We start from the raw sequence: 24,336 nt of genomic DNA, 5'->3' as shown, positions 1-24,336 counted from the left end.
GTTTCCAACCATGAATTTCAAGACCCCATTGCGGGCCGGGCTAGTCGGAGCGGTGCTGGCCGCGACCACGGCCGTCGCGCTGGCCCAGACTGCAGCGGCTCCCGCCGCGCCGGTGCCGAACAAGGGCGATACCGCCTTCATGATGAGTTCGACCGTGCTCGTGCTGCTGATGACGATTCCCGGCCTCGCCCTGTTCTATGGCGGCCTGGTGCGCAGCAAGAACATGCTCTCGGTGCTGACCCAGGTCTTCGCCATCGTCTGCATGGTCAGCCTGCTCTGGGTGATCTACGGCTACTCCCTCGCCTTCACCCATGGCGGCGGCCTGAACGATTTCGTCGGCGGCTTCTCGAAAGCCTTTCTGCGCGGCGTCGACGGCAACTCGGTCGCGGCGACCTTCTCGAACGGCGTCGTCATCCCCGAATACGTCTACATCTGCTTTCAGATGACCTTCGCCTGCATCACGCCGGCCCTGATTGTTGGCGCCTTCGCCGAGCGCATCAAGTTCTCGGCACTGATGCTGTTCACCGCCCTCTGGGTGACCTTCATCTATTTCCCGATGGCCCACATGGTCTGGTACTGGGGCGGTCCCGATGCCGTCGGCAATGCGGCCAAGGCTGTCGCTGAGGCGGGCCCCGATGCCAAGGCAGCCGCGACAGCGGCGCTCGACGCCGTCAACGCCGATGCCGGCATGCTCTTCAAATGGGGTGCGCTCGACTTCGCCGGCGGCACCGTCGTCCACATCAACGCGGGCATCGCCGGCCTCGTCGGCTGCATGCTGCTCGGCAAGCGCGTCGGCTACGGCAAGGAATTGATGGCGCCGCACTCGCTGACCATGACTCTGATCGGCGCTGCCCTGCTCTGGGTCGGCTGGTTCGGTTTCAATGCCGGCTCGAATCTCGAGGCCAACGGCACCGCCGCGCTCGCCATGATCAACACCTTCGTCGCCACCGCGGCAGCGGCGCTCGGCTGGCTCTTCGTCGAATGGGCGGCCAAGGGCAAGCCCTCGCTGCTCGGCATGGTCTCGGGCGCGGTGGCTGGTCTCGTTGCCGTCACGCCGGCCGCTGGCTTCGCAGGCCCGATGGGTTCGATCGTGCTCGGCCTTGTCGCTGGCGCGGTCTGCTTCGTCTTCTGCTCCACCGTCAAGAATGCGCTCGGCTACGACGATTCGCTCGACGTGTTCGGCATCCACTGCGTCGGCGGCATCATCGGCGCGCTGGCCACCGGCATCCTGGTCAATCAGGCGCTCGGCGGCGGCGGCATCCCGGACTATGTCTCAAAGCCGGGCGAGCTTGTCACCGCGGCCTATGAATTCGGGCCGGCATTCCTGGCCCAGGCCAAGGCCGTTCTCTTCACCCTCGTCTTCAGCGGCGTCGGCTCACTGATCCTCTACAAGATCGTCGACGTCGTCGTCGGCCTGCGCGTTACCACGGATCAGGAGCGCGAAGGCCTCGACATCGCGGAGCACGGCGAGCGCGCCTACAGCATGTGAGCGCCTCCGGCCGCTTCACGTGAAACAGGCCTCGGCGGTTTCCCGCCGGGGCCTTTCTCATGGTAACCCCACCCGCAGAAGCAGGCCGATCAATCCGCCGGAGTGGCGCTCCCCTTCAAGGTTAAGCGGGTCTTAACCTGACCTTCATACCCTGATCGCTGGAGGCCGGTATGATGCGGCCTGTAGTCCTGTGGAAGGCGGCCCGGCTGGCATGCGAACAATCCGACGCTCCTCATCCCTGATCGATCGCCTACCCGATCCCGCGCGGGAATTCCTGTCGCGACGGACGTCGGAAATGGTCGGGCTCGGGCTGCTGGCGCTGACAGCAGCCGTGGCACTCGCGCTTGCCACCTGGGCAGCTGAAGACCCCAGCCTCAACAACGCCACCGGGGGCGCCGTCAACAACCTGCTCGGGCGCCCGGGTGCCATGATCGCCGATCTGACCATGCAGATGATCGGACTCGGCGTCATCGCCATGCTCTTCCCGCCGCTGATCTGGGCGCTGCGCCTGATGCGCTTCCACCTGTTCGATCGCGGCGCGCTCAAGCTCGGCCTCTGGGTTGTCGGTATCGTCGCGACGGCAGCCGTCGCGAGCGCCCTTCCGGCGACGCCGCGCTGGCCCTTGCCCACAGGGATGGGCGGCGTGATCGGCGATGGCCTGCTGTTTGGCACGCGCAATCTCGTCGGCATCGCAGGCAGCGCGCTCGGCGGCCTTGTCGCTTTCCTCTATGCCGGCATCGCAATTCTCGCCGTGACCGCCGCCGCGGGCTTCGGCTTCGTCACCGACGAAGATCCGGTCAATGACAGCGACGACGAAGACGAGTCCTGGGCCGAGACCGAGGAGCGTCGCGACGACGAGCCCGGTTTCGCGGTCATCCTTGTCGGCTGGCTTGCCCATGGCGCAATGGCGCTCAAGGGCGCGATCCTGCGTCGCCTGCCGCACCCGCCGGAGCCGGCTGTCAGCGCCACTGGCTCCGCTGGCAACCAGCCCGTCAGCCGCGTACGTCGTGAACCGCAGTTCAACGAAGCGGCCCGCGCCGCGCCCCCCGTCTTCGCCCCCGAGCCGTTGCCCAGCCCGCGTCCGGCCAGTCGCGTCGTCGACTATCCCGATGGCGATATCGACGATGATGATGGACCGCAGGACCTGCGCGATCTCAATACTCCGCGCGTCACCGCCCGGCCCGCTGCTCCGAAACCTGGCAAGCGTCTGTCGCGCGAGGCCCAGCCCTCACTGCTGGATCGCGATCATTTCGAGCTGCCGCCGCTGACCTATCTTGCCGAACCGAAGAAGCTCCCCTCGGCAGCCATCTCGACGGATGCGCTGGAGCAGAACGCGACCCTGCTCGAAGGGGTGCTCGAGGACTTTGGCGTACGCGGCGAGATCAGCCAGGTTCGCCCGGGCCCCGTCGTGACGCTCTACGAGCTCGAGCCGGCGCCGGGCACCAAGTCGTCGCGGGTGATCTCGCTGGCCGACGACATCGCCCGCTCAATGAGCGCGATCTCGGCACGCGTCGCCGTCGTCCAGGGCAAGAACGCGATCGGCATCGAACTGCCCAATGCCAAGCGCGAGACCGTCTTCCTGCGCGAGCTGCTCGCCAGCCAGGATTTCGAATCGACCAAGCACAAGCTGGCGCTCTGCCTCGGCAAGACCATCGGCGGCGAGCCGGTGATCGCCGATCTCGCCCGCATGCCGCATCTGCTCGTCGCCGGCACCACCGGTTCGGGCAAGTCGGTCGCGATCAACACCATGATCCTGTCGATCCTCTACCGGCTCAAGCCCGAGCAGTGCCGGCTGATCATGGTCGACCCCAAGATGCTCGAACTCTCCGTCTATGACGGCATCCCGCATCTGCTCACCCCCGTCGTCACCGATCCGAAGAAGGCGGTGGTCGCGCTGAAATGGGCGGTGCGCGAGATGGAAGAGCGCTACAAGAAGATGTCGAAGCTCGGCGTGCGCAATATCGACGGCTTCAATGTCCGAGTCGGCGAGGCGCTGGCTGCCGGCGAGATCATCACCCGCACCGTGCAGACCGGCTTCGACAAGCATTCCGGCGAGGCGATCTACGAAGAAGAGGTGATGGATCTGGGCCCCCTGCCCTATATCGTCGTCATCGTCGACGAGATGGCCGATCTGATGATGGTCGCCGGCAAGGAGATCGAAGGCACGATCCAGCGCCTGGCGCAGATGGCACGCGCCGCCGGCATCCATGTCGTGCTGGCGACCCAGCGGCCCTCGGTCGACGTCATCACCGGCACGATCAAGGCCAATTTCCCGACCCGCATCTCGTTCCAGGTCACCTCGAAGATCGACAGCCGCACCATTCTCGGCGAGATGGGCGCCGAACAACTGCTCGGCCAGGGCGACATGCTCTACATGGCCGGCGGCGGCCGCATCACCCGCGTGCACGGGCCGTTCGTCTCGGATGCCGAGGTCGAGAAGGTCGTCGCCCATCTGAAGACGCAAGGCCGGCCGGACTATCTCGACGCGGTCACCGCCGAGGAGGAGGCCGGCAGTGATGACGAGGATGGCGGCGCCGTCTTCGACAAGAGCGGTATGGGCCAGGCCGAGAGCGAGGATCCCTACGACCAGGCGGTTGCGGTCGTGCTGCGCGACAAGAAGGCCTCGACCTCCTATATCCAGCGCCGCCTGCAGATCGGCTACAATCGCGCCGCCTCGATCATGGAGCGCATGGAGAACGAGGGCATCGTCGGCCCCGCCAATCACGCCGGCAAGCGAGAGATCCTCGTCGAGGCCGGCCGCGCCAGGGAAGACGAGGATTGAGCGGACGGCAGAGAGACGACCGGCAGGTCCTCAAATTGCCACGCTGAAGTGCAACTCATACGGTGGTTGATGCGTTTACCCGAGGCGGCGGGCCATTTCGCCCACCTCCAGTCATTGCCCGCATCAGGCAATGACGCGAACATCCAGGCCGATATGGCCCCAGCATCGGAGCAGCTTTGCTCATGACACGCGTTTCGCCAATGCAGGCTTCGCTCGGCGCCTTTGTCGCGCTTGGGCTCGCCATTGCGTCTGGCCCGCTCGCGGCCCAGCCGCTTGATCTTCAGGCCAAACCCGCAGCTCCTGCCGCCAAGCCGGCAGCTCCGCGTGCGATACCTCTGCCGCCCATGCGACCGCCGGGGCTCGGCCTGCCGCGAACTGCAGAGGCCGCCTCCGCTCCGGTCGTCACCACTGTCGCCGCCGAACAGCCCCGTCTGGCTGCTGTCCCGGTCAAGTCGACCACCAGCAAGCATTCGGCCCCGCTCACACAGCAGGAAGCGGTCGAGCGTCTCAATGCCTATTTCAATGGCTTTGCGACCTTGCAGGGCGACTTCATCCAGTTCGCCTCTGACGGCCGCCGCTTCGAAGGCAAGCTCTATATCCAGCGCCCAGGCAAGATGCGCTTCGAGTATCGGCCGCCCGTGACCATGGAGGTCATCGCCGATGGCACCTCGGTGGCGATCCGCGACAAGAAGCTCGCGACCCAGGATCTCTACTCGATCGGCCAGACGCCACTGAAGTTCCTGGTCAAGGAGCGTATGGACCTTGCGCGAGATTCGACCATCACGAAGGTCAGCACCAAGGGCGACATCCTGTCGGTCAGCGTCGAGGATCGTTCGACCCTTGGCGGCACGTCGAAGATCACCCTGAACTACGACATGGCGGCCAACGAGCTCAGGCAGTGGGTGGTCATCGATCCCCAGGGCTACGAGACATCGGTCTCGCTCTACAACCTCGATACGCAGCGGCGTCCCGATCCGAAGAATTTCGTGATCAACTACGAGCGCATGCTCTGAGCACGCGCTGAAGGGGCGGCCCTCCAAGCGATATCGGGCGCTGGGCTTGCTTGGTGGCGAGGCAGCGGCTGCAACGCCGTCAGGCTTCGGAGCGGCTTGCTTTTTCCGCTGCCAAGACCCAGTTTCCGGCTCCCTTTCGATCCGGAAACACTGCGTGAATCTGACCGTTACGAGCTGGAACATCAATTCGGTGCGTCTGCGCATCGGCATGGTGACGGAATTCCTGACCACCACCGCGCCGGATGTACTGTGCCTGCAGGAGACCAAGACTCCTGACGAGCAGTTTCCCGCCAAGGCCTTCGAGAAGATCGGCTACGTCCATCAGGCCTTCATCGGCCAGAAGGGCTATAACGGCGTCGCGATCGTCTCACGCCTGCCCTTCAGCGAGAAGGACGCCATGGCGATGTGCGGACGCAATGATGCCCGCCATATGACGGTCGTGCTCGACAAGGGAGCTGGCGCTGCCGCGGGCGTCGCCATCCATAATTTCTACATCCCGGCCGGAGGCGACATCCCGGATCCGAACCTGAACGACAAGTTCGCCCACAAGCTCGCCTTTCTCGACGAACTTGGCGCCTGGGGAATCGCCAAACGACCAACCGACCGGCCAAGCATCCTGCTCGGCGACCTCAATATCGCGCCCTATGAGCACGATGTCTGGAGCCATAAGCAGCTTCTCGACGTGGTCAGCCATACACCCATCGAAACCACGACGCTGGAGACGTTGCGCACCGAGCTTGGCTGGATCGATGCCGCGCGCACGCTGCAGCCCGAACCCGAGAAGCTCTATAGCTGGTGGAGCTACCGCGCCGCCGACTGGGCTGCCTCGAACAAGGGTCGCCGGCTCGACCATATCTGGCTCTCCGACGGATTGAAGCCGACCCTGCGCGACGTCACCTTCCTGCGTGAAGCACGCGGTTGGGAGCGGCCCTCGGACCACGTTCCCGTCACGGTGACATTGGAGCTCTGATCGAGCGCTTCAGCTTCGATCGATCGCGATCAGCGCATCGCGAACCTGTGACAGTTCGCTCATGAAGCCCTGCAGCCTCTCTCCGATCGCAGCCGCGATCGCCTGAGCCGATTGCGGGGATTCGCCGAGCACCCGGCGCATCACGCTGCGCGAGAGCTTCATCAGTTGGGTGGGCTCGCGCGCAACGGCTGTCACCGGCCGCTTGATCGAGGCGAACAGCGCCAGTTCCCCGATCAACCCGCCTGGACCGACCACCTCGTCGGCGGGTTGGCCGTCATCCCGGCTCATGAGCGCAATCGCACCCGAGACGACGAGATAGGCACCATCCGAGCCGTCGTTGCGGCGGAAGAGCACATCGCCGGCTCGCAGGATACGATTCTCGGCGGCAAAGGCCACGAGCCGCAAGGCGTCATGGTCCATGAGACCCAGCAGCGGCTGTTTGGCCAGGAATGCGATGTCGTCGTTAAGCGCCATGAAATCTCAAGGATTCAGGCGATAGCCGCCCGCATCCGTCACCAACAGTCGCGCATTGGCCGGATCGGGTTCGATCTTCTGGCGCAGACGATAGATATGGGTCTCCAGCGTGTGGGTGGTGACCTGTGAATTATAGCCCCAGACCTCCTGAAGCAGGATCTCGCGGGCAATCGGCTTGCGGCCGGCACGATAGAGAAAGCGCAGGATCGCGGTCTCTTTCTCGGTGAGCTTGGTCTTCGAACCCTTCTCGCTGACAAGCAGCTTGGATCCTGGGTGAAAGGTATAGGGGCCGACCTGGAAGACGGCATCCTCGCTCGCTTCGTACTGCCGCAAATGGGCGCGGATACGCGCCAGCAGCACCGCGAACTTGAACGGCTTCACCACATAATCATTGGCGCCGGCTTCGAGCCCGAGCACGGTATCGGCGTCCGAGCCCTGCCCGGTCAGCATGATCACCGGGCTCTTGAAGCCGTTGCGGCGCATCACCTTCACCGCCTCGCGACCATCCATGTCGGGAAGCCCGACATCCATGACGGCGAGATCGACCCGTTCGGCCTGAACAGCCTTCACGCCGGCGGATGCCGTCGCAGCCGTCGAGATCCGGAACTCGTCATAAAGCGCGAGCTGCTCAGCGAGCGCGTCACGCAACGTCTGGTCGTCGTCGACCAGAAGAATATGATGGACGGCGGGCATGGCAATCATTTGAACAGTTTGCGATTCCGGCACCATGAGCCCGCTGAATCGCGACTGCAAGTCAGGTGGGGTGGAATATCCGTGAGAAAATGTGATCAGGCCGGCAGTGCCGGTCCAGGTGAGCTGCGGCGAGGCCTTACCCGGTTGCGGGTCGTCCGCTCCGTGCATGATCGCCGCAAGGGTTTTCTGATCGCTGGCGGCACCTGTTTTCCCTGTGCACTTGGCCGCTCCGGCATCATTGTCGCCAAGCGAGAAGGCGATGGCGGCACTCCCCGCGCCACATTGCCGCTGCGGCGCATCTTCTATCGCGCCGACCGCTTGCCCCGCCCCCATAGCACCTTGCCGCTACGCAGGATCGCACCTCGCGATGCCTGGTGCGACGATCGTGCCGACCGGCGCTACAATCGTCTGATCGACCGCCCGCCCGGCGAAGCCGAGGAGCGGCTCACACGCGAGGACCATCTCTACGACGTCATCGTCGAAATGGGCTGGAACGACGCCCCGGTGATTCGCGGCCGTGGAAGTGCGATTTTCTGGCATCTGGCCCGGCCTGGCTTCACTCCCACGGCGGGTTGCGTCGCTGTCGAGCGGCATGTTTTTCAGAAGCTGCTGCCGCGCCTTGCCCGGCGCTGCGTCATGGACATCCGCTAGGATCGGCAGTCAGCGCGTTCAGTAGGCCCTGGGGCCGACTCGGCACTACCGTCGAGTCGGCCCGTCGCCGGCGCGCGAACAGGGGGCTCCCTACGCCCTGGCCCCAAAGATCGCGCTACCGACACGAACATGGGTAGCACCAAGCTGGATCGCGGCCTCGTAATCGGCGCTCATTCCCATCGAGAGCCCGCCAATCCCATTGCGCAGAGCGATCTTGGCCAGCAGCGCGAAATGCGGCGAGGGCGGCTCGTCGGCTGGCGGAATGCACATCAACCCCTCGATCACTAAACCGTGATGCGTACGACAGAGTGCGAGGAACGCGTCGGCGTCGCCCGGATTGATGCCTCCCTTCTGCGGTTCCTCGCCGGTATTCACCTGCACGAAGAGTTTCGGTGCCCGGCCGGCCTTCGCGATCTCGCGGGCAAGTTCCTTCGCCAGGCTCTCCCGGTCGAGCGTATGGATCGCATCGAACAGCGCGACCGCGTCCCGTGCCTTGTTCGACTGCAGCGGGCCGATCATGTGCAGCTCGACATCGGGAAAGCGCTCGCGCAGGCCCGGCCATTTCGCCTTGGCCTCTTGGACGTAGTTCTCGCCGAAGACGCGCTGCCCCGCTTCCAGGGCAGGAAGGATCGCCTCCTCCGGCATGGTCTTCGAAACGGCGATCAGCGTCACATCTACTGGGCGGCGCTCGAAATCACGCGCGGCGCGTGCAATCGCCGCTTGCGTGGCGGCCAGCCGCGTAACCGTATCGTTCATCGTGAAACCCTTCCATCTCGCGCGCGACGTTGACCGCGTGCGTGCAATGGTGTCCTAGAACATGATGTGGAAAAGCCGGAACCGGTTTTCCGCCCGAATCCCGCTCTAACTGCGGAAACGGCCCTCTGTTTCCTCTGAAAGCGCCCAGCGATTTCCTAGGAAGCGGCCGGCAGGCTCCGCTTATCCAAGAATTGCCCGCGCATCATGGCCGTCGAACGTTATAATCCCAAGGAATCCGAGCCGAAATGGCGCCAGGTCTGGAATGAGCGCAAGCTCTTCGAGACACGCAATGACGATACGCGCCCGAGCTACTACGTGCTTGAGATGTTCCCCTATCCGTCGGGGCGCATCCACATGGGCCATGTTCGCAACTATGCGATGGGCGACGTCGTTGCGCGCTACAAGCGGGCCAAGGGCTTTTCCGTTCTCCACCCGATGGGCTGGGATGCGTTCGGCCTGCCGGCCGAGAACGCTGCCAAGGCCAACAAGATCCATCCGCGCGAATGGACCTACGCCAACATCGCAACGATGCGCACGCAGCTCCAGTCGATGGGGCTGTCGCTGGATTGGAGCCGCGAACTCGCGACCTGCGACCCGAGCTATTATCGCCACCAGCAGAAGATGTTCCTGGACTTCCTCAAGTCCGGGCTGGTCGATCGCAAGACCGCCAAGGTCAACTGGGATCCGGTCGACGAGACCGTGCTCGCCAATGAGCAGGTCATCGACGGGCGTGGCTGGCGCTCCGGCGCTCTGGTCGAGATTCGCGAGCTGACCCAGTGGTTCTTCAAGATCACCGATTACGGTCAGGAGCTGCACGACGCCCTCGAAGGGCTGACGCGCTGGCCGGAGAAGGTGCGGCTGATGCAGAAGAACTGGATCGGCCGCTCGGAGGGGCTGCTGATTCGTTTCGCACTCGAATCGAATGCCTTCGGCCAATCCGAGCTGGAGATCTACACGACACGCCCAGACACGCTGTTCGGCGCGAAGTTCATGGCGATCGCGCCCGATCACCCGCTGGCCAAGGCCGCGGCAGCCAAGAACCCGGATCTGCAGGCCTTCATCGAGGAGTGCAAGCGCACCGGCACGGCGCAGGAAGCGATCGACAAGGCCGAGAAGCTCGGCTTCGACACCGGCCTGCGCGCGGTCCATCCCTTTGATCCCTCATGGACTTTGCCAGTCTATGTCGCGAACTTCATCCTCATGGAATACGGCACCGGTGCTATTTTCGGCTGCCCGGCCCATGACCAGCGCGACCTCGACTTCGTCAACAAATACGGGCTCGGTAACACCCCGGTCGTCTGCCCCGAGGGTGTCGATCCCCAGAGCTTCGTCATCACGGACACGGCCTATGTCGAGGATGGCCGCATGATCAATTCGCGCTTCCTGGATGGCATGACCATTCCGGAAGCGAAAGAAGAGGTGGCCCGCCGTCTGGAGAGCGAGACACGCGGCAACCAGCCCGTTGGCACGCGCAAGGTGAATTTCCGCCTGCGCGATTGGGGCATCTCGCGCCAGCGCTACTGGGGCTGCCCGATCCCTATCATCCACTGTGCCGATTGCGGTACCGTGCCGGTCCCGGATGCCGACCTGCCGGTCAAGCTTCCGGAGGACGTCTCCTTCGAGAAGCCTGGCAATCCGCTCGACCATCACCCGAGCTGGAAGCATGTCGCCTGCCCCAATTGCGGCAAGCCGGCCCGTCGTGAAACCGACACGATGGATACCTTCGTCGATTCCTCGTGGTATTTTGCCCGTTTCACCGATCCTTGGCGCACGGAGAGCCCGACCGATCGCAAGGTCGTCGACCGATTCCTTCCCGTTGACCAGTATATCGGCGGCGTCGAGCACGCGATCCTGCACCTGCTCTATTCGCGCTTCTTCACCCGCGCGATGAAGGCAACCGGCCATGCCGGGCTGGACGAGCCTTTTGCCGGCCTCTTCACCCAGGGCATGGTGGTCCATGAGACCTACCGAGCCGAGGATGGAACCTGGGTCGAGCCCGGCGATGTCCGTATCGAAGCCAACGGCAGCGAGCGTCGCGGCTTCCATGTCGAGACCGGGGCGCCAATCGAGATCGGCTCCATCGAGAAGATGTCGAAGTCGAAGAAGAATGTGGTCGACCCCGACGACATCATCGCCTCCTACGGCGCCGACACCGCCCGTTGGTTCATGCTTTCGGATTCGCCGCCGGATCGCGATGTGATCTGGACGGATGAAGGCGTTCAGGGCGCAGCGCGTTTCGTGCAGCGCCTGTGGCGGCTGATCGGCGAGATCGCCGAGCGCACCGGCAATTCCGCCCTCGCAACCGCGGAGATCGGGGAGGCGGCCCTCACCTTGCGCAAGGCCAGCCATCGTGCCCTGCACGCGGTCGGTGCCGATATCGAGCGCCTCGGCTTCAACCGGTGCGTCGCTCATATCTATACGCTGACGAACGCCATCGCGAAGGCGCTCGACGGAGCGGCCGAGGAGGCCGCGCTTTCTGCCGATATGGCTTTTGCGCTGCATGAGGCCGCCACCATCGTCACGCAGCTTGTCGCACCGATGATGCCGCATCTCGCCGAGGAGTGCTGGCACGCGCTCGGCCAGCCCGGCCTCGTTGGCGAAGCCTCCTGGCCGGTTGCCGACGCCGAACTGCTCCGTGACGACAGCGTGACCCTGCCGGTCCAGATCAACGGCAAGAAGCGGGCAGAGGTGACCGTGCCGGCCGATGCGGATACGGTCTCCGTCGAAGCCATCGTTCGGTCATCCCAGGCCGTCATCAAGGCCTTGGACGATCGTCCGATCCGGAAGATCATCGTGGTGCCCGGGAGAATTGTGAATGTCGTCGTCTGATTCGCGCCGCTGCCAGGTTGGTCGCGGTGTGGCTACCCGCCGCCTCATGCTGGCCGCCGCACTCGGTGCAGCCGCGCTTGCCGGCGGTTGCTTCCGCCCGCTCTATGCCGAGAACACCACCAGCACTGTCGGCGGCAGCGTCAAGACGGCGCTCAGGAATGTCGAGGTCGGCGAGATCAAGGGTCTCGTCGGACATTACCTGCGCAATGAACTTGTCTTCGAACTCGACGGCGGCGGGGCCGGAGAGGCCACCGGTCCGAAGCGCCTGAAGCTGCAGGCCTCGATCCAGGAATCGATCGAGGTGGTGACCGTCGACTACGCCAGTGGCCGCGCCGACTCGGCCGTTCTCGTCGCGACAGCCACCTGGTCGGTCGTCCGAGAAGGCACTGGGGAGGTCGTGTCCTCCGGCAGGACCGTGACCCGGGCGCCTTATGAACGCTCGCAGCAGCGTTTTGCGACGGTCCGTGCTGCGCGCGATGCCCAGATCCGCGCCGGCAAGTCGCTGGCAACGCTGATCCGTGGGCAGATCGCCGCCGATCTCGTCGCCGGCTGAGCCGAACGACAGCCAATGGTCGCCATCAAGGCGCATGAAGCCGACCGGGCCCTGGCCAAGCTGGACCCGGCCTGGCGCCTCATCCTGATCTATGGACCGGATTCCGGCCTGGTTTCCGAGCGGGCGACGGCGCTCGCTCGCGCCAGCGTTGACGATATCAATGATGCCTTCCAGCTCATTCGCATGGATGGCGACGACGTCGCCGCCGATCCGCTCAAGCTGGTCGACGAAGCCAACACGATCGGCCTGTTCGGCGGCCGGCGCGCCATTCGCGTGTCGCCCACATCGAAGCTGTTGCTCGCGGCCGTCGAGCCGCTGTTGTCGACGCCATCGCAGGACGCGATCGTCATCGTCGAAGCCGGCGATCTTCAGCGCACCAATCCCCTGCGCCAGGCCTGTGAGAAGGCCCGCACGGCCCTTGCGGTGCCCTGCTACGGCGATGCGGCACGCGATCTTGGCAGCATCATCGACGAAATGGTCCGGGCTGCCGGCAAGTCCATCGACCGCGCCACGCGCGAGCAGCTGACCGGACTGCTGGGCGGCGATCGCCAGACATCGCGCCGCGAGATCGAGAAGCTTCTGCTCTATGTCGGCGACGATCCAGCGGTCACCGAGGCGCATATCGAGGCGGTTGTTGGCGACACGGCTCAGCGCGAACAGGCTGCACTTGTCGATGCGGTCTTCGCCGGCCGTCTGGCCGTGCTCGATCTGGCGCTGACAAAGCTGTCCAGCGAAGGCCTCGATTCCGGTGTGATGCTTGGCGGCTTGCTGCGCCACGCTCTGACGCTGCTGAAAGCCCGTCAAAGCGTCGATGGCGGCCGTAGCGCCCGGGATGCAGTCTCCAGCATGCGGTTGCCCTTTCCCCGCATGGCAGCCGCTGAAGCGGCGTTGAACGCCTGGTCCGTGCAGAAGCTCACCGAAGCGGTCGGCATCCTGGGAACTGCGACGCTCGCCGTCAGGCGCGATGGAGAACTCGCCCGTCCGACCGCTGCGCGCACCCTCTGGACCCTCGCCCGGCTGGCGCAAAGCGGCGGGCGCGGCTCCTAGCGAGTAGGCGCAAGGGTTCTGATCAGGCCTTCAGACGCCGGCACAGGGCATCGAGCTGATCGAGCGTCTTGTAGCCAATCTTCATATCGCCCCCGCCGCTCGGGCGGTGCTGGATCGACACTGATAGTCCGAGAACTTCCTCCAGCGCCTTTTCCAACGCGCGGGTGTCCGGATCCTTGTCGGGTTTCGGCTTGCCAGGGGAGTTCCTGCTCTCACCCCGCGTCTCTTCCTGCACCAACCGTTCGATATCGCGGACGCTGAGGCCCTCGTCGACGATCTTGCGCGCCATCAGCTCAGGATCCGCGACCGAGAGCAGCGCGCGCGCGTGGCCCGCCGAAACGGCGCCCTCAGCCACCATCCGCCGGACAGGCTCAGGCAGCTTTGAAAGGCGCAATGTATTCGCGACATGGCTTCGGCTCTTGCCGATGACGCGGGCCAGATCGTTCTGGGTATAGCTGAATTCGGCAATCAGGCGCTCGTAACCCGCGGCCTCTTCGATCGCGTTCAGGTCGCTGCGCTGGACGTTCTCGACGATGGCGATTTCCAGCGCCTCGCGGTCGTCAGCCTCGACCTGAATGACAGGAACCTCATGCAGGCCGGCGCGCTGCGCCGCGCGCCAACGCCGTTCGCCGGCGATGATCTCATAGGCGTCGGCCATGCCCTTGAGCGGGCGCACGATGATCGGCTGCAGGATCCCGCGCTCGCGCACGGAAGCCGTCAGATCCTCGAGTTCGTCATCCGCGAAACTGCGCCGCGGATTCCGCGCGCTCGGCCGCAGGAACTCGACCGGGACCCGACGCTGGCCTCTGGCACGCTCGAGGGCTCCGATCTCGTCGCCGACATCTCCAATCAGAGCGGCAAGACCCCGGCCAAGACGTGAACGTCCCTGTTCCTCGGCCATAATTCAACCTCTTGATACTAAATACGAAATGAACTTAGGCAGCGGCGCGCAGCGCACGCTCCCGTCTGATGACTTCGGATGCCAGCCGCAAATAGGCCTGCGATCCGGCACAGCGGAGATCATAGAGCAGGGCGGGCTTGCCGTAGGACGGAGCTTCCGAAACCCGGACATTGCGCGGGATCACGGTCTCATAGACCTTGTCGCCCAGAAACTCGCGAACATCGGCCATGACCTGACCGGAGAGATTATTGCGTGGGTCGAACATGGTCAGGACCACGCCCTGAATGATCAGGCGCGGATTAAGACCGTTGCGAACCTGCTCGACCGTCTTGAGCAGCTGACTGAGGCCTTCCAGCGCGAAGAACTCGCATTGCAGCGGCACAAGCACGGCGTCGGCCGCAGTCATCGCATTGATGGTGATCAGGCTGAGCGAAGGCGGGCAGTCGATCAGGATATAGGTCAGGTCCGCGCAGCGCTGATCGTCGGAAATCTCGTCGATCGCCTTCTTGAGGCGCTGGGTGCGATCCTTGGCGCTGGCGATCTCGAGCTCGACACCAAGCAGGTCGAGCGTCGACGGCGCAATGAACAAACCGGGTACGGCGGTTTCTTGCAGCGCCTGACCAAGGCCGATATCGCCGCAGAGCACATCATAGGTCGAGGATTGCCGGCTCTTGCGGTCAACGCCGAGTCCGGTCGAGGCATTCCCCTGCGGATCGAGATCGACGATCAGCACCTTCTCACCGATCGCGGCGAGCGCCGTGCCGAGATTGATGGCCGTCGTCGTCTTGCCGACGCCGCCCTTCTGATTGGCGAGCACCAGCACACGTGGCCGGCGAGGAGGAAGGGTAATGGGAGTCAGATCGGTCATGTATCAGCCCGCTGCTCGGCCTCGCGAATCAACAGAATGCGAGCTGCCGGATCTGTCACGGAGACAACTGTCGAGGCCTGAATCTTCCAATATTTAGACGCCTCGGTCAATTCAGCATCTAGATATTGTCCCTTGGGAAAGAGCCCAAGTGTTCCGGTTCTCAACAACTCCTTGCACCATCCTAGCAGAATCGGGAGCGGTGCGAGCGCCCGGGCCGTCACGACGTCGACTTTTTCTGTGAACTCCCCAACGATATCCTCGATCCGCGAGGCATGAACCGTCACAGGCGCGCCGGTCACCCGGGCCGCATGGCGCAAAAAGGCGCATTTGCGCGCATTGCTCTCGACCAGGTGGATGCGGCCCTGCCCCTGTTCGGCAAGACAGATCCCGATCACAAGTCCGGGAAATCCACCGCCTGAGCCGAGGTCGAGCCAGGTCCTGGCGTCGGGAGCGAGGGCGAAGAGCTGGAGCGAATCGGCGATGTGCCGCGTCCAGACATCCGACAGCGTCGCGGAAGAGACCAGGTTCTTCGCATTTTGCCACTTGACCAGCTCTGCGACCAGCAGTGCGAGCCGCTCCTCTGTTTCACGTGAAACAGGAGTCAAGCGCAGAGCGCGGGCGCGATCGTCCTTGTCAACAGCCACGACTCAAGCCGCCGTCTGGGTCGCGCGGTTGCGATCCCGCCGCGCGTGCGCCGCCAGCAAGGTCAGCGCCGCGGGTGTCATGCCTTCGATCCGCGATGCTTGCGCAAGATTCGCCGGGCGCTGCTGCAACAGCTTCGCCTTGAGCTCATTTGAAAGACCCGAGATGCCGTCAAGATCGAGATCGGCTGGAACCTCCAGAGCCTGGTCACGCTGATAGGCCCCGATCTCCGCAGCCTGTCGGTCGAGATAGACAGCATAAGTCGCATCGGCCGTAACCCGCGACGCAACGGAGGCGGGGTGGACGCTGAGCTCCGGCCAAATCGCCGCCAACTGCTCGAAGCTGATGTCTGGATAGGAAAGGAGCTGATAGGCACTCCGACGCACGCCATCGCGGTTCAATTGCAGGCCTACCTGGTCGGCCTGTTGCGGTGTCAGCCGGAGGTTCTTCAATTGCTCGCGCAAGGCGTCGATCTGCTCGGCCTTGGCCTGAAACCGGCGTTCACGCTCGCCTCCGACCAAGCCGAGTTCGATACCGAGCGGAGTCAGCCGCTCATCGGCGTTATCGACGCGCAATGACAGCCGGAACTCCGCACGCGACGTGAACATCCGATAAGGCTCTGTCACCCCGCGCGTCACGAGGTCATCAACCAGCACGCCGATATAGGAAGTCGTCCGATCCATCGCGATCGGCTCTGCACCCCCAGCACGGCGCGCCGCATTGAGGCCCGCAAAGAGCCCCTGGGCAGCCGCCTCCTCATAACCGGTCGTTCCGTTGATCTGGCCCGCGAGAAACAGACCGGCGATTGCGCGCGTCTCGAGCGTGTTCTTCAAGGCACGCGGATCGACGAAATCATACTCGATCGCATAGCCAGGACGCAGCATGACTGCGTCTTCAAGCCCAGGAATCGTCTTCAGCAAGCCGATCTGCACATCCTCCGGCAACGAGGTCGAGATGCCGTTGGGATAGACGGTGGGATCATCCAGCCCCTCCGGCTCCAGAAAGATCTGGTGGCCGTCGCGATCCCCGAAACGGCCGACCTTATCCTCGATCGATGGGCAATAGCGCGGCCCTCGGCCCTCGATCTGACCCGAAAACATCGGCGCACGATGGAGATTGGCACGAATCAGCTCGTGCGAAGCCAGCGTGGTGCGGGTAATGCCGCAGGAAATCTGAGGCGTCGTGATCGCATCTGTCAGCGCGGAGAACGGCTCCGGCGGCTCGTCGCCGGCCTGCATCACCAGCCCGGACCAGGCGATCGTGCGCCCATCCAGACGTGGCGGCGTACCCGTCTTGAGGCGACCAAGCGGAAAGGCATAACGCTCCAGCGTCGCCGATAGACCAAGCGACGGGGCTTCACCGGCGCGCCCTGCCGGAATTGTCTTCTCGCCGATATGGATCAATCCACGCAGGAACGTGCCAGTCGTCAGGACAACTGTTCCGCAGGCGAATCGACGGCCGTCTGACAGTATGACAGCTTGAACAGTGCCGTTCGCGATATCGAGGTCAAAGGCCTCGCCGACAACGATCTCGAGATGATCATGTTCGGCAAGAAGATCCTGGACCGCGCTCCGATAGAGCTTGCGATCGGCCTGCGCCCGCGGGCCGCGAACGGCCGGGCCCTTGCGGCGGTTCAGCATCCGGAACTGGATGCCGGCACGGTCAGCTGCGCGGGCCATGATGCCGTCGAGCGCATCGATCTCGCGCACCAGATGGCCCTTGCCCAATCCGCCGATCGCAGGATTGCAGGACATCACGCCAATCGTCTCGCGCTGATGAGTCAGCAGCGCCGTGCGCGCACCAAGACGCGCGGCAGCCGCCGCCGCTTCGGCGCCGGCATGGCCGCCGCCTACGACGATGACGTCATAGCGATCAGTGGCAATGGAATGGGACATGCGCATGTCGCTAGCCAACACCGTGCCGAGGGTCAAGATTCTTGTGATCTCCCAGGCGAAAGTTTCACGTGAAACGCCGCGCAGCGGTTTTCCTACTTTCCGATGCAGAAACCGGCAAACAGCCGGTCCAGCACATCCTCCACGTCAATCCGCCCCACAAGTCGTTCGAGCGCGCGGACGGCGATCCTGACATCCTCGGCCAGCAGTTCGACCTGGCCGTGCCCCGACGCCGTTGCCCGATGCAGCGCCGCGACCGCATCCGTAACCGCTACACGCTGCCGCTCGCGGGTCAACAATGCGGGCTCCGGATTGGTCAGCGCGCCGAGCCGCTCGGAAACGCTCCTCAATAGCGCATCGAGTCCGACACCGCTTTGCACGGAGAGCGCCAGCTCGCCGGCGCCCACTTGCCCGGGCAAGTCGCACTTGGTGGCGATCATCAAATCCTGCGGATCGACCGATGTTCGGTTCGGGGGCGAATCGACTGCGCGAAGTCTCAGCACCAGATCCGCCTTCGCGGCGAGAACCGTCGCACGGCGGACGCCCTCTGCCTCGATCGGATCGACACTCTCGCGCAAACCCGCCGTATCGATCAACGTCACCGGGAAACCCGCAAGATCGAGCCGGACCTCAATCATGTCGCGGGTCGTACCAGGCTGCGGCGAGACGATCGCTATGTCGCGACGGGCGAGGGCGTTCAGCAGACTTGACTTGCCTGCATTGGGCGGCCCCGCCAGCACGACGACAAATCCCTCCCGAACGCGCTCGCCCATCCGAAACGACCCCAGCGCGTGGCGCAGGCTGGTCAGGACATCTTCGACGCCGGAAATGGCTTTCTCCACCAGTGCTCCGGAAACATCCCCTTCATCCGAGAAGTCAATCTCGGCCTCCAGCAAGGACATCGCGCCGATCAACTGATCTCGCCACAGCCCGGCCGCGTGACCAAGCGCTCCCTCCATCTGCCGCAGCGCCTGTCGACGCTGCCATTCCGTCTCCGAATCGATCAAGTCCGCCAGACCCTCGACCGCTGCAAGATCCAGCTTTCCCGCCTCAAAGGCCCGCCGGGTGAATTCGCCGGCCTCCGCCAAACGTACTCCTGGCAACCCGGTCAATGCCGAGAGCAGGGCGGCCATCACCGCACGCGAACCATGGACATGGAACTCGGCGACGTCCTCGCCCGTGAAGCTCGCTGGACCCGGGAAGAACAGGACAAGAGCCGAGTCGATCACCTCGCGGGAAACGGGGTGGCGCAGGTGTCGAAACACCGCATGCCGCGGGTTGGGGATAACGCCCGAAATTGTTTCGAGGACGAATCGAACTTGCGACCCGGATACCCGAACGACGGCCACCCCGGCACGGCCATTGGCCGACGATAGCGCCACAATCGTTGGGTAATCCTGTCCGGTCGTCATAGGCAGCCCATCTTTTCTGTTGCGACGCTGACCCGTCTGGGAGACCCGTCGATGAATCGTCTCGGAGCCGCCGCCAGCCCCTATCTCCTGCAGCACAAGGACAACCCCGTCCACTGGTGGGAATGGAGCGAGGAAGCCTTTGCCGAGGCAAAGTCAAGCGGTCGGCCGGTCCTGCTCTCGGTCGGCTATGCCGCCTGTCACTGGTGCCATGTCATGGCCCATGAGAGCTTTGAGGACCTGGCAACCGCGGCGCTGATGAACGCGCTCTTCGTCAACATCAAGGTCGACCGGGAGGAGCGACCCGATATCGATCAGGTCTACATGAATGCGCTGCACAGCCTGGGCGAGCAGGGGGGCTGGCCGCTGACCATGTTCCTCACCGCCGACCGTCAGCCATTCTGGGGCGGCACCTATTTTCCGCCAACAGCGCGTTATGGGCGGCCCTCCTTCAGCCAGGTTCTGCAGCAGATCGCAGCCGTCCATGCACAGGAGCCTGAGCGAATCGCGCGCAATGCCGCCGCGATCAAGGCTGCGCTCCAGCAGAGCGAGGCTGCAGCCAGCCTGGAAGCGCGATACGAACCTGACCTCGACCAGATCGCCAGCGAGATCGCCCAATCCTTCGATCCGCACCATGGCGGACTACGCGGTGCACCAAAATTCCCCAATCCTGGCCTGATCGAGTTGCTCTGGCGTCACGGCAGCCGCACTCGGAACACAGGGACACTCCATGCCGCGGCCCTTACCCTGGAGCGCATGGCGCGTGGCGGCATTCACGATCACCTCGGCGGCGGCTTTGCCCGATACGCGGTCGACGAGCGCTGGTTCGTGCCGCATTTCGAGAAGATGCTCTATGACAATGCCCAGTTGCTCCAGCTCTATGCGCTTGAGGCGAAGCGCCGCGGCAATCCACTGGCGCACAGTGCAGCTCAGGGCATCGTCACCTGGCTTGAGCGGGACATGCTGCTGCAGGAGGGGGCTTTCGCCTCCAGCCTCGATGCCGATTCCGAAGGCGTCGAAGGCAAGTTCTACGTCTGGACGGCGCCGGAACTGGCCAGCCATCTGACCGCAGCGGACGCGGAACTCTTTGCCCGGCACTATGACGTCACGGCCCATGGTAACTGGGAAGAGGCCACGATCCTCAACCGGCTCGACACACCCGATCCCAATCCGGCATCCGAGCAGCAACTGGCCAGCATCCGGCGAGAGCTCCTGGCGTTGCGCGCTCGCCGCGTTCCTCCCGCCCGCGACGACAAGATTCTGGCCGACTGGAATGGGCTCATGATCGCGGCGCTCGTGCGTGCCTCCGGCCTGCTCGCGGAGCCCGCCTGGCTGGTCCTTGCCCGGCGAGCCTACCATTTCGTCGCCGAATCAATGAAGCATGGCGACGGCCTCGCTCACTCCTACCGCGCCGGCCGGCTGATCGTCCCGGGCTTTGCGCTTGATCACGCGGCGATGATCGATGCCGCCCTGGCGCTTCACGACGCCACGTCGGACCAGCATTTCCTTGACCAGGCCCTGTGCTGGTCGGCACATCTCTGGCGGTATTACCGCCAAGCCGATACGAGTCTACTTGGTATGACTCAACGCGATAGTGCCACTCTTCCGGTCGTACCGAGGCCGACTCATGACGACGCCGTCCCGAACGCCAATGGCGTGCATGCAGGGAACCTGCTTCGTCTGGCGGCCAAGACAGGGGCCCCGACCGACAGGGCCCAGGCCGAACAGTTTCTCGCAGCAGCATTGGCCGCTGCCGAGCGCGCGCCGATTGCCCATGGCTCCGTGCTCAATGCTTATGATCTGGCGCGGAACGGCATCGAGATCGTCCTGGCCGGACCCGACCGCGAACACCTTCGCGAAGCCGCGCTGGCATTGCCCTACACGACGACGACGATCGTCGACTGCCCCGATCCCAGCGCGCTACCATCGGATCACCCAGCCGCCTCGATGGCGCGTCTTGCAGGCAGCGGTGCCGCCTTCATCTGTTTCGCCGGGCGTTGCCTGCCCCCCGTAACGGATCCGAATCAATTGCAGGATGCCGTTGCTACTGGGCGGTGACCCCGGCTCCAAACAAGAAAGGCGGGTCAGCATGACTGCCGACCCGCCTCGCTGAATGTGTTGGACTCCAGCGCTGCAGTCTCGTCCCGCGCAGCGATTCCCGATCCGATCAGGTGTTCATCGAGTCGAAGAACTCGGAGTTCTGCTTCGTCTGTCGCAGCTTGTCGATCAGGAACTCGATCGCGTCCTGCGGTCCCATCGGGTTCAGGATGCGGCGCAGCACATAGGTCTTCTGCAGCACATCCTTCGGCGTGATCAGCTCTTCCTTGCGGGTGCCCGACTTGAGGATGTCGATCGCCGGGAAGATGCGCTTGTCGGCCACCTTGCGGTCGAGGACGATTTCCGAGTTACCGGTGCCCTTGAACTCCTCGAAGATGACTTCGTCCATGCGGCTGCCGGTATCGATCAGCGCGGTCGCGACAATGGTCAGCGAGCCGCCTTCCTCGATATTGCGCGCCGCGCCGAAGAACCGCTTCGGCCGCTGCAGGGCATTGGCATCGACACCACCGGTCAGCACCTTGCCGGAAGAGGGGACCACGGTGTTGTAGGCACGGCCGAGGCGCGTGATCGAGTCGAGCAGGATCACGACATCGCGGCCATGCTCCACCAGGCGCTTGGCCTTCTCGATGACCATTTCCGCGACCTGGACGTGGCGCGTGGCTGGCTCGTCGAAGGTCGATGATACGACCTCACCCTTCACCGAACGCTGCATGTCGGTGACTTCCTCGGGCCGCTCGTCGATCAGCAGCACGATCAGATAGCACTCGGGATGATTGTTGGTGATCGACTGCGCGATGTTCTGCAGCAGCACCGTCTTACCGGTGCGTGGCGGCGCCACGATCAGGGCGCGCTGACCCTTGCCGATCGGAGCGACGATGTCGATGACGCGGGGCGAGAAGTCCTTCTTGGTCGGATCCTGGACTTCAAGCCGCAGACGCTCGTCCGGATAAAGCGGCGTCAGGTTGTCGAAATGGATCTTGTGCCGGATCTTCTCCGGGTCCTCGAAATTGATCGTGTTGACCTTGAGCAGCGCAAAATAGCGCTCGCCATCCTTGGGTCCGCGGATCGGCCCTTCAACCGTATCACCTGTACGCAGGCCGAACTTGCGGATCTGCGAAGGCGAAACGTAGATATCGTCGGGACCCGGCAGATAGTTCGAGTCGGAGGAGCGCAGGAAGCCAAACCCGTCCTGCAGCACCTCGACCACGCCCTCGCCGAGAATCTCGGTTTCCTTGGCGGCCAACTGCTTGAGGATCGCGAACATCAGCTCCTGCTTGCGCATCGTGCTGGCGTTCTCGACCTCCATGCCTTCGGCGAAGGCAAGAAGCTCGGTCGGCGATTTGACCTTGAGTTCGTGAAGCTTGATTTCCCGCATGGGGCACCCGGATCGTAAACGCCCCCACGCGAATGGCGGAGGTCAGGGACTCAGTGGAGGGCTCGACAGGGCCCGGAAGGGCCAGTGCGCAGGGGATGCGCACCATGAGCGTCTGCATCAGCAGCCAGCTCACGAACCATCGACAACAGGGAGGACGCAAAAAGTCGCGTCGCGCTTGATAGCTGGTTTCCGGTGGACTCTCAAGCCGGAAACGTCAGCATCGCTCAGAACGGCTTGACGATGACCAGGATCACGATGCCGACCATCAGCAGCGCCGGCACTTCATTGATGATCCGGTAATAGCGGGCGGACTTGTCGTTACGATCTTCGGCAAAGGCCCTGACCCGTCCGACCAGGATGCCATGGACGCCGGAGAGAAGGAATACGAGCAAGATCTTGCCGTGCAGCCAGCCACCCTTGAAGCCATAGATCGCCCAGGCGAGGTACAGACCCAGCACCCAGGTCACGATCATCGCCGGATTGATGATGCCCTTGAGCAGCCGGCGCTCCATGATCTTGAAGGTCTCGGACTGCACCGAGCCGGTCTGCGCCTCTGCGTGATAAACCATCAGCCTGGGCAAATAGAGCATGCCGGCCATCCAGGAGATGACCGCCATCACGTGAAATGCCTTGATCCAGTCTATCAGCATCACTGCATCCTCATCATGACCTGACGGCCGCAAGCAAACGCTCGACATGAGCGATCGGCGTATCCGGCAGGATGCCATGCCCAAGATTGAAGACGAACGGACCCGCACCGAAGGACGTACGGATTGCCTCGACCTCCCGCTCCAGATCGGCACCACCTGCTCGGAGAAGTTGCGGGTCAAGGTGACCCTGGATCGGCGCAAGCGACTGGATCTGCGTCCGCGCAAATTCGCGATCGATATCCGTCTCAAGCCCGACAGCATCAACCCCGGTCGCTTTGACATAGCGCGGGATCAGGCGACCAGCGCCCCGGGGAAAGCCGATGATCTTTGCCTTGGGATGACGCGCCCGCACTCCGTCAACGATCCGCTTGGTCGGCGCAATGCACCAGCGCTCGAAATCATCTTCGCCAAGCGAGCCAGCCCAGCTGTCGAAAATCTGCACCGCATCGACGCCGCCATCGATCTGGGCATTGAGATGAGCGATGGACGCAACCACGATCCGGTCGATCAGCCGGGCGAACAGCTCGGGGTCTCGAGTGAAGAGTTCCTTGGCCGGACCCTGGTCCGGCGTGCCTCGCCCAGCCACCATGTAGGTCGCGACCGTCCAGGGCGCCCCGCAGAAGCCGATGAAGGCGGTGTTGCCTGGCAGGGCAGCCCTGACCTTGCCAACCGTTTCGTAGACCGGCGCCAGCACGTCCTGGTCGATCTCCTCGTGGATCTCGCCAAGCCTCTTTGCATCGCCCACCGGCTCCAGCCGCGGGCCTTCTCCCTGGACGAACCAGAGCTTTTGCCCGAGCGCATGCGGCACGACGAGGATGTCGCAGAACAGGATCGCTGCATCGAAACCGAAACGGCGGATTGGCTGAAGGGTCACTTCGGTAGCAAAGGCCGGATTGTAGCAGAGCTCGAGAAAGCCTCCTGCCTTGGCCCGGACCTCGCGGTATTCCGGCAGATAGCGTCCGGCCTGGCGCATCAGCCAGATCGGCGGCCTTGCCATCACCTCGCCCGAAAGGCTCCGCAGGAAAACCGGATCGTCGTTCGCCATGCCCACTCCGGTCAGCCGTTCAGGTCTGAATCTTAAAAGAATCTTAGAGAGAGATTCTTTTGTTTTGACTCTTGGTCAGGGGCAAATAGCCCGGCCCAACTTTGTCCACAACCGGTCCACAGGGCGAGCCGATGTCGCAGGGCGGAATCGCCCGGGGGGCGGGGCGCCTTAACTGATTAGTAAGAAATCAGAATCGGCGTCGGGGCTGCCGATCGTTAAAATGATTCACGTGAAACATC

20 protein-coding genes are annotated in these 24,336 nt (G+C 63.8%); 9 read left to right on the top strand and 11 right to left on the bottom strand.

What is annotated here, in order from left to right; genetic code table 11:
• Positions 1-10: 10 nt before the first annotated feature.
• From BIWAKO_RS10185 to xth, 4 genes are all read left to right on the top strand, one after another.
• Positions 11-1,489: an ammonium transporter gene (locus BIWAKO_RS10185; protein ID WP_069878603.1), complete on the top strand. Its 1,479-nt coding sequence runs from the start codon at positions 11-13 to the stop codon at positions 1,487-1,489.
• 211 nt (positions 1,490-1,700) lie between these two features.
• Positions 1,701-4,271 carry an FtsK/SpoIIIE family DNA translocase gene (locus BIWAKO_RS10180; protein WP_069882336.1) on the top strand — a complete coding sequence of 857 codons (2,571 nt, stop codon included), beginning with the start codon at positions 1,701-1,703 and terminating at the stop codon, positions 4,269-4,271.
• A gap of 182 nt (positions 4,272-4,453) precedes the next feature.
• A complete protein-coding gene (locus BIWAKO_RS10175) occupies positions 4,454-5,284 on the top strand; it encodes a LolA family protein (protein ID WP_069878602.1) in 831 nt (276 codons plus the stop codon).
• A gap of 154 nt (positions 5,285-5,438) precedes the next feature.
• Entirely contained in the window at positions 5,439-6,254 is an 816-nt protein-coding gene (gene xth / locus BIWAKO_RS10170; RefSeq protein WP_069878601.1) for an exodeoxyribonuclease III, read from the top strand.
• A 9-nt stretch (positions 6,255-6,263) separates the two neighbouring features.
• Here xth and BIWAKO_RS10165 read toward each other — a convergent pair whose 3' ends face one another.
• Both BIWAKO_RS10165 and BIWAKO_RS10160 read right to left on the bottom strand, forming a co-directional pair.
• Entirely contained in the window at positions 6,264-6,728 is a 465-nt protein-coding gene (locus BIWAKO_RS10165; protein ID WP_069878600.1) for a cyclic nucleotide-binding domain-containing protein, read from the bottom strand.
• Between the two features lie 6 nt (positions 6,729-6,734).
• Positions 6,735-7,421, bottom strand: a complete 687-nt coding sequence (locus tag BIWAKO_RS10160; protein WP_069882335.1) for a response regulator transcription factor — start codon at positions 7,419-7,421, stop codon at positions 6,735-6,737.
• Positions 7,422-7,502: 81 nt separating this feature from the next.
• Here BIWAKO_RS10160 and BIWAKO_RS10155 point away from each other — a divergent pair, with 81 nt between their 5' ends.
• Positions 7,503-8,072, top strand: a complete 570-nt coding sequence (locus BIWAKO_RS10155) for a L,D-transpeptidase family protein (protein ID WP_069878599.1) — start codon at positions 7,503-7,505, stop codon at positions 8,070-8,072.
• Positions 8,073-8,162: 90 nt separating this feature from the next.
• Here BIWAKO_RS10155 and BIWAKO_RS10150 read toward each other — a convergent pair whose 3' ends face one another.
• Positions 8,163-8,828, bottom strand: a complete 666-nt coding sequence (locus tag BIWAKO_RS10150; protein ID WP_069878598.1) for a YggS family pyridoxal phosphate-dependent enzyme — start codon at positions 8,826-8,828, stop codon at positions 8,163-8,165.
• Between the two features lie 204 nt (positions 8,829-9,032).
• On the opposite strand from BIWAKO_RS10150, the gene leuS reads away from it, so the two are divergent.
• The 3 genes from leuS to holA are packed head-to-tail and all read left to right on the top strand — an operon-like array spanning position 9,033 to position 13,257.
• The gene (gene leuS / locus BIWAKO_RS10145) at positions 9,033-11,657 is read left to right on the top strand and encodes a leucine--tRNA ligase (RefSeq protein ID WP_069878597.1); all 2,625 of its coding nucleotides are present in this window, start codon (positions 9,033-9,035) and stop codon (positions 11,655-11,657) included.
• Entirely contained in the window at positions 11,644-12,210 is a 567-nt protein-coding gene (locus BIWAKO_RS10140) for an LPS assembly lipoprotein LptE (RefSeq protein ID WP_069878596.1), read from the top strand. Before leuS ends, BIWAKO_RS10140 begins: the two co-directional genes overlap by 14 nt.
• A gap of 15 nt (positions 12,211-12,225) precedes the next feature.
• Entirely contained in the window at positions 12,226-13,257 is a 1,032-nt protein-coding gene (gene holA / locus BIWAKO_RS10135; protein WP_069878595.1) for a DNA polymerase III subunit delta, read from the top strand.
• Between the two features lie 22 nt (positions 13,258-13,279).
• Here the strand turns inward: holA and BIWAKO_RS10130 are convergent, their stop codons facing one another.
• The 5 genes from BIWAKO_RS10130 to mnmE form a co-directional block, all read right to left on the bottom strand.
• On the bottom strand, positions 13,280-14,158 hold the full coding sequence (locus BIWAKO_RS10130; RefSeq protein WP_069878594.1) for a ParB/RepB/Spo0J family partition protein: 879 nt from the start codon (positions 14,156-14,158) through the stop codon (positions 13,280-13,282).
• A 34-nt stretch (positions 14,159-14,192) separates the two neighbouring features.
• Positions 14,193-15,026 carry a ParA family protein gene (locus BIWAKO_RS10125; RefSeq protein ID WP_069878593.1) on the bottom strand — a complete coding sequence of 278 codons (834 nt, stop codon included), beginning with the start codon at positions 15,024-15,026 and terminating at the stop codon, positions 14,193-14,195.
• On the bottom strand, positions 15,023-15,670 hold the full coding sequence (gene rsmG, locus BIWAKO_RS10120) for a 16S rRNA (guanine(527)-N(7))-methyltransferase RsmG (RefSeq protein WP_069878592.1): 648 nt from the start codon (positions 15,668-15,670) through the stop codon (positions 15,023-15,025). The genes BIWAKO_RS10125 and rsmG overlap by 4 nt, the downstream gene beginning before the upstream one ends.
• A 3-nt stretch (positions 15,671-15,673) precedes the next feature.
• Positions 15,674-17,563, bottom strand: coding sequence for a tRNA uridine-5-carboxymethylaminomethyl(34) synthesis enzyme MnmG (mnmG, locus tag BIWAKO_RS10115; RefSeq protein WP_069882334.1), 1,890 nt, complete (start codon positions 17,561-17,563; stop codon positions 15,674-15,676).
• 92 nt (positions 17,564-17,655) lie between these two features.
• Entirely contained in the window at positions 17,656-18,972 is a 1,317-nt protein-coding gene (gene mnmE / locus BIWAKO_RS10110; RefSeq protein ID WP_069878591.1) for a tRNA uridine-5-carboxymethylaminomethyl(34) synthesis GTPase MnmE, read from the bottom strand.
• A 51-nt stretch (positions 18,973-19,023) separates the two neighbouring features.
• Between mnmE and BIWAKO_RS10105 the strand changes: the two genes are divergently transcribed.
• A complete protein-coding gene (locus BIWAKO_RS10105; RefSeq protein ID WP_069878590.1) occupies positions 19,024-21,027 on the top strand; it encodes a thioredoxin domain-containing protein in 2,004 nt (667 codons plus the stop codon).
• Between the two features lie 109 nt (positions 21,028-21,136).
• On the opposite strand, the gene rho is transcribed toward BIWAKO_RS10105, so the two are convergent.
• The 3 genes from rho to hemE all read right to left on the bottom strand — a co-directional run bounded on the left by rho (position 21,137) and on the right by hemE (position 24,097).
• A complete protein-coding gene (rho, locus tag BIWAKO_RS10100) occupies positions 21,137-22,402 on the bottom strand; it encodes a transcription termination factor Rho (protein ID WP_069878589.1) in 1,266 nt (421 codons plus the stop codon).
• A gap of 224 nt (positions 22,403-22,626) precedes the next feature.
• Entirely contained in the window at positions 22,627-23,052 is a 426-nt protein-coding gene (gene hemJ / locus BIWAKO_RS10095; RefSeq protein ID WP_244523402.1) for a protoporphyrinogen oxidase HemJ, read from the bottom strand.
• Between the two features lie 13 nt (positions 23,053-23,065).
• Entirely contained in the window at positions 23,066-24,097 is a 1,032-nt protein-coding gene (gene hemE, locus BIWAKO_RS10090) for a uroporphyrinogen decarboxylase (RefSeq protein WP_069878587.1), read from the bottom strand.
• Positions 24,098-24,336: the final 239 nt, after the last annotated feature.

Origin of the sequence: Bosea sp. BIWAKO-01, assembly GCF_001748145.1 — a bacterium.
In the GTDB taxonomy this organism is placed as follows: domain Bacteria; phylum Pseudomonadota; class Alphaproteobacteria; order Rhizobiales; family Beijerinckiaceae; genus Allobosea.
This window is presented reverse-complemented; position numbering and strand designations above follow the sequence as displayed.